This is a genomic window from Mycolicibacterium chlorophenolicum (assembly GCF_001044235.1).
Classification (GTDB): domain Bacteria; phylum Actinomycetota; class Actinomycetes; order Mycobacteriales; family Mycobacteriaceae; genus Mycobacterium; species Mycobacterium chlorophenolicum.
This window is the reverse complement of record NZ_JYNL01000058.1, coordinates 1-4838: the sequence shown is the minus strand read 5'-3', so window position 1 is coordinate 4838 and position 4838 is coordinate 1. Positions and strand designations below refer to the sequence as shown.

The window sequence follows — 4838 nt, the reverse complement described above, 5'->3', positions numbered from 1 at the left end:
GTCCAGCGTGTTCGCCGAAGACGAAGCCGCCCATGATGTCTCGCGCTACCAGCTCGCCACGATGACCGAGTACGTCAACAAATACCGCTGACCCGCCGACGTTTCGGTGCAATCACCGGCGTGGGCCGGCCGTCGAACCTCGAACCACCAGAGCCGGTGCCAGAACTGTCGACCGTGGCTCGGTTCGGCCCCCGTCGAGGCGCTCTACCACCGCCTCGATCGCGCGGTCGGCTTGCTCCTGCGGCTGCTGGCTGACGGACGTGAGATCGATGCTACCGAGGCGCGCCAGCAGGCTGTTGTCGTAGCCTGTGATCGAGACGTGTTCGGGTACAGAAAATCCGGCACGACGCAGTCGGTCCATTGCGCCGATCGCACTGTAGTCGTTGGCGCACATGATGGCGGTCGGCAAGCCGGCGTCGAGGAGTTCGGACACGGCGCGCATTCCCGCCGCCTCGGTAAAATCTCCGCTGACGACGCGCGCCGAGTCACTCATCCCGTGCCGGCGCATGGCGCGCAGGAACCCGGTGCGTCGGTCGGCGCTGATGGTCCCGGTCCCCCCGTCGACGTGGGCGATGTCGCGGTGACCTAGGCCGACAAGATGGTCGACCGCCGAAGCGATGCCACGGCCGTCCGCCGAGCGCACGACATCGAGGTTCGGCTCCGTGATCCGGCGTCCGATTACGACGGTGGGCATCGTAGCGGCCACTGCCTCGATCTCTCGGGCGGGCAACTCGGGCCCGATCAGCAGCAGCCCCTCGCAGCGGAAGTCGCGCAGTGTTTCGACGACCCGGGCCTCATCGTGGGTGGGGGTGACCGCGCCGAGCACGATCTCGTATCCCGCCCGGTCGGCCGCGGCGACGAGGTCCTCAACGATCTCCGCGTGAAATCCGCTACTGATCTTGGCCATCACTCCGATCAGGTGTGAACGCTTGGCGGTCATCAGAGCGGCAGTACGGTTGACGCGGTACCCGATTTCTTCCGCGGCATCGAGCACGCGCTTGCGGGTTTCCGCGCTGGCTCCCGGAGCATTGCGAATCACCAAAGACACCAATGCCTTCGACACGCCAACCTTGTCGGCGACATCCTGCATGGTGGGGCGCGGTCGCTCGGCTGGCACGCGTTCTCCTGATCTGGTGGCGTCGGGCGGGGTTGACAACGGCTGTGACGCGGTTCATAGTAGCTGAACTAGACCGGTCTAGTAGACCGGAACAGAATCCGTCCCTTCAGCACCAGGAGCTCTCCCGTGACAGACCGCGAATCGCTCGGTGTCGCCGTCATTGGCGGCGGCATGGCCGGCCGCGCACACGCCGCCGGTTATCGCACGGCGACCACCCTCTTCGGCACCGACCGGCCAGATGTCCGGCTGGTCGCTATCGCCGACGCCAACCCGGCCGTGGCCGACGACAACGCGCAGCGGTACGGCTATCAGCGCGCGGAGTACGACTGGCGGGCCATCGCCGACGCGCCCGACATCGACGCCGTCAGCGTCGTCGTGGCCAACCATCTTCATCGCGAGATGGTCGAGGGTCTACTTGCCGCGGGCAAGCATGTGCTGTGCGAGAAGCCGCTTGCCGGAACCGTTGCCGACGCCGAAGCGATGGTCGCCGCGGCGGCTGTCTCGGACCGGGTCACCGCGGTCGGCTACACCTATCGTCGCTCACCCGCGGTCGAGCAGATCCGTCGCACTCTGGCGGGCGGGACGCTCGGCGAGCTGATCCACTTCAACGGCCACTACTGGTGCGACTACGGACTGGATCCCACTTCGCCCATCACCTGGCGTTACCGGGGCGGGCCGGGATCCGGCGCGCTCGCGGACGTTGGTAGCCACCTGATTGATCTCGCCGAGTTCCTCTGCTCACCGATCACCGAGGTGAGCGGAGCGTCGTTCGCAACCCTGATCAGCGCGCGCCCGGTGCCTCTCGGCGTCACCTACGGGCATACCAAGGGCGCGATCAGCGATGAGCTCGCCCCGGTGGAGAACGAGGACATCGCCACCTTCACCGCGCGGTTCGACAGTGGCGCGGTCGGCACCTTCTCGGCGTCGCGGGTCGCGCACAACCTGCCGGACGGTCTCGGTTTCGAGCTGTTCGGATCTCATGGCTCGGCGGCCTTCGACCTGCATCGCGCAGGTGAATTCCACCTGTCCAGTGACGAGCTAGGCGGAGCCCTCGCAGGCTCGCGGCGGGTGCTCATCGGACCCGAGCACCCCTACATCAGCGGTGGCTTGCCGATGGACGCCGGCGGCGTCGGCCATGGTGTCGCCGACCTGTTCGGCTACCAGGCGCGCGCATTCCTCGATCAGATCGCTGGAATCGGCGACCTCGGGCCACTGCCTGGCTTCGAGGCCGGCCTGCACGGACTGCGCTTGGTGGCTGCCATCACCGAATCCGCCGCCACAGGTGGCGCCACCGTCAAAGTCAGTTACTGAGAGAGGAATTCCCATCATGAAACTCGGTGTCTACACCGCGATCCTGCACGACAAGCCGCTGCGCGAGGCTTTGGAGACCATCGCGGCTCTGGGGCTGACCGGGGCCGAGATCAACGCGGGCGGGTTCTTGCCGACCCCGCACCTGCCGGTCGGGCAGTTGCTCTCCGGGGAGGTGTCCGCGCGTGACTACTTGTCCACATTCGACGGCACAGGGGTCTCCATCGCCGGACTGAACTGCAACGGCAACCCGCTGCACCCTGATCCGGAAGTCGGACCCGAGGACGCCGACGATCTGCGCAACGCGATCCGGGTGGCTGGACTGCTCGGCGTCGATCGGGTGGTGACGATGTCGGGGCTGCCGCAGGCACATCCGGGCGGGCAATGGCCGGCTTGGCATGTAAACACCTGGGACTCAGGATATCTGGACTCGCTCGACTACCAATGGGACGAGATCGCCGTGCCGTTCTGGTCCGAGATCGACGCCTTGGCCCGGGACAATGGGGTGAGGGTCGCCATCGAGATGCACCCGCAGAACCTGGTGTTCAACCCACCTACGCTCAAGCGACTGGTCGACAAGACCGGCGCCACCAACGTCGGTGCGGAGATGGACCCCTCGCACCTGTTCTGGCAGGGCATCGATCCCGTCGCGGCGATCGAGTGGCTCGGCCCGCTGGTGCTTCACGCCGCCGCCAAGGACACCAGGATCAACGACAACTGCCGAATCTACGGCGTTCTCGATGACCGGTTTACCCGGATCCCGCTGGACCAGAGTCCGACCGGGCTCGGCGGCAGGCACGTGGTGAACCAGTGGCCCGAGGATTCGGCGTGGGACTTCGTCGCAGTGGGGCAGGGCCACGATGTCGACTTCTGGGCGCGGTTCCTTCAGGCACTCGAGACGGTCGACCCCAACATGTGGGTCAACATCGAACACGAGGATGTGTCCTTCGGGCCGCTGGAAGGCCTGCAGGTTGCCGCCGAGACTCTCAAAGCCGCCAATTCGGCATCCGTGGGCTGAGTACAGGAGAAAGGTCAGGATCATGATGCGTTTCCAGAGATTCGCTGCGGCGGCCGTCGGTGTCGCCGCGCTGGTCACGATGACCGCGTGCTCGAGCACTGGCGGTAGGCCCCGTGAGAGCGGTGGTGACATGGGTGGCGGGCAGGCGGACACGCCGCGGTTCACGGTCGCGATGGTCACTCACGGACCGCCGGGTGACACGTTCTGGGATCTGATTCGCAAGGGTGCCGAAACCGCTGCGAAGAAAGACAACATCGACCTCAAATACTCGGCCGAGCTGCAGGGACCTGACCAGGCGAACCTGGTGCAGAACGCCATCGACAGCAAGGTCGATGCCTTGGCCGTCACCCTGGCGAAGCCCGAGGCGTTAGGGCCTGCGATCGATACAGCGGTGAAGGCCGGCATCCCGGTGGTGGCCTTCAACGCCGGTATCGACAACTGGAAAGCCGCGGGCGCGAAGGCCTATTTCGGGCAGGACGAGAAGATCTCCGGTGAGGCGGCCGGCAAGCGGCTCGCTGTCGACGGCGCCAAGAAGGTCATCTGCGTGATCCAGGACCAGGGCAACGTGGCACTCGAATCCCGTTGTGCAGGTGTCAAAGCCGGGTTCGATGGTCAGGTGGAGAACCTGAACGTCAATGGTACCGACATGCCGTCTGTGCAGTCGACCATCACCGCGAAGCTGCAACAGGACCCGTCGATCGACTACATCATGACCCTCGGCGCGCCGATCGCACTTGCCGCAACGGACGCGGCCGCAGGCGCCGGTAGTACCGCACGGATCGCCACCTTCGACACGAACGCCGCACTCGTCGACGCGATCAAGGGCGACAAGGTGCAGTGGGCAGTGGACCAGCAGCCGTTCCTGCAGGGCTATCTCGCTGTCGACTCGTTGTGGCTTTTCCTCAACAACGGCAACGTCATCGGTGGTGGCCAGCCGACGCTTACCGGCCCGGCGTTCATCGACAAGTCCAACATCGACGCCATCGCCGAGTACGCGAAGAACGGCACGCGCTGATGAAGATCGCCGTCGATCCGACCCCGTTCCACCACGACTACTCGCTGCTCGAGTTCCCGGCGCTGGTCGCCGAATTGGGCTACGAGTACCTGCAGTTGACCCCGCACCGGGNTTCTTCAACCATCCGCGCGCCGACGACGCGCTGGTCGCCAAGTTCCGCAAGGCGTGCGCCGACGCCGGCGTGGGCATCGCGTCGGTGCTGCCGGTGCTGCGCTGGTCAGGTCCTGACGAGGACGCGCGGGAGGCGGCAGTGCGCAACTGGAAGCGCGTCGTGCAGATCACCGTCGACCTCGGTGTCAACGTGATCAACACCGAGTTCTCCGGACGGCCGGAGAAGGCCGAGGAATCGGAGCGGGCGTTCTTCCGGTCGATGGAGGAGC

General features: G+C 65.9%; 5 protein-coding genes and 2 pseudogenes. 6 read left to right on the top strand and 1 reads right to left on the bottom strand.

Going from position 1 to position 4838, the window contains the following annotated elements; genetic code table 11:
• Positions 1–91: pseudogene (locus MCHLDSM_RS39690) on the top strand (sugar phosphate isomerase/epimerase); the annotation flags it as partial.
• A gap of 21 nt (positions 92–112) precedes the next feature.
• Here MCHLDSM_RS39690 and MCHLDSM_RS21685 read toward each other — a convergent pair.
• The gene (locus MCHLDSM_RS21685; protein WP_048471959.1) at positions 113–1090 is read right to left on the bottom strand and encodes a LacI family DNA-binding transcriptional regulator; all 978 of its coding nucleotides are present in this window, start codon (positions 1088–1090) and stop codon (positions 113–115) included.
• Positions 1091–1243: 153 nt separating this feature from the next.
• On the opposite strand from MCHLDSM_RS21685, the gene MCHLDSM_RS21680 reads away from it, so the two are divergent.
• The 5 genes and pseudogenes from MCHLDSM_RS21680 to MCHLDSM_RS21665 all read left to right on the top strand — a co-directional run.
• Complete coding sequence (locus MCHLDSM_RS21680; protein WP_268781875.1) at positions 1244–2428, top strand: Gfo/Idh/MocA family protein; 1185 nt, start codon at positions 1244–1246, stop codon at positions 2426–2428.
• A gap of 16 nt (positions 2429–2444) precedes the next feature.
• Positions 2445–3443, top strand: a complete 999-nt coding sequence (locus MCHLDSM_RS21675; RefSeq protein ID WP_048471958.1) for a sugar phosphate isomerase/epimerase family protein — start codon at positions 2445–2447, stop codon at positions 3441–3443.
• A gap of 25 nt (positions 3444–3468) precedes the next feature.
• Entirely contained in the window at positions 3469–4458 is a 990-nt protein-coding gene (locus MCHLDSM_RS21670; RefSeq protein WP_048471960.1) for a substrate-binding domain-containing protein, read from the top strand.
• Positions 4458–4569, top strand: a pseudogene (locus tag MCHLDSM_RS39685) (sugar phosphate isomerase/epimerase); the annotation flags it as partial. The gene MCHLDSM_RS21670 and the pseudogene MCHLDSM_RS39685, both read left to right, overlap by 1 nt.
• Before the next feature lies 1 nt (position 4570).
• The coding region (locus MCHLDSM_RS21665; protein WP_234714149.1) for a TIM barrel protein at positions 4571–4838 on the top strand (268 nt) is incomplete at both ends.

Excerpts from the sequence above, each read along its gene's own strand:
- MCHLDSM_RS21685 (WP_048471959.1), bottom strand. The coding sequence starts at position 1,090 with ATGCAGGATGTCGCCGACAAGGTTGGCGTGTCGAAGGCATTGGTGTCT.
- MCHLDSM_RS21675 (WP_048471958.1), top strand. The coding sequence starts at position 2,445 with ATGAAACTCGGTGTCTACACCGCGATCCTGCACGACAAGCCGCTGCGC.
- MCHLDSM_RS21670 (WP_048471960.1), top strand. The coding sequence starts at position 3,469 with ATGCGTTTCCAGAGATTCGCTGCGGCGGCCGTCGGTGTCGCCGCGCTG.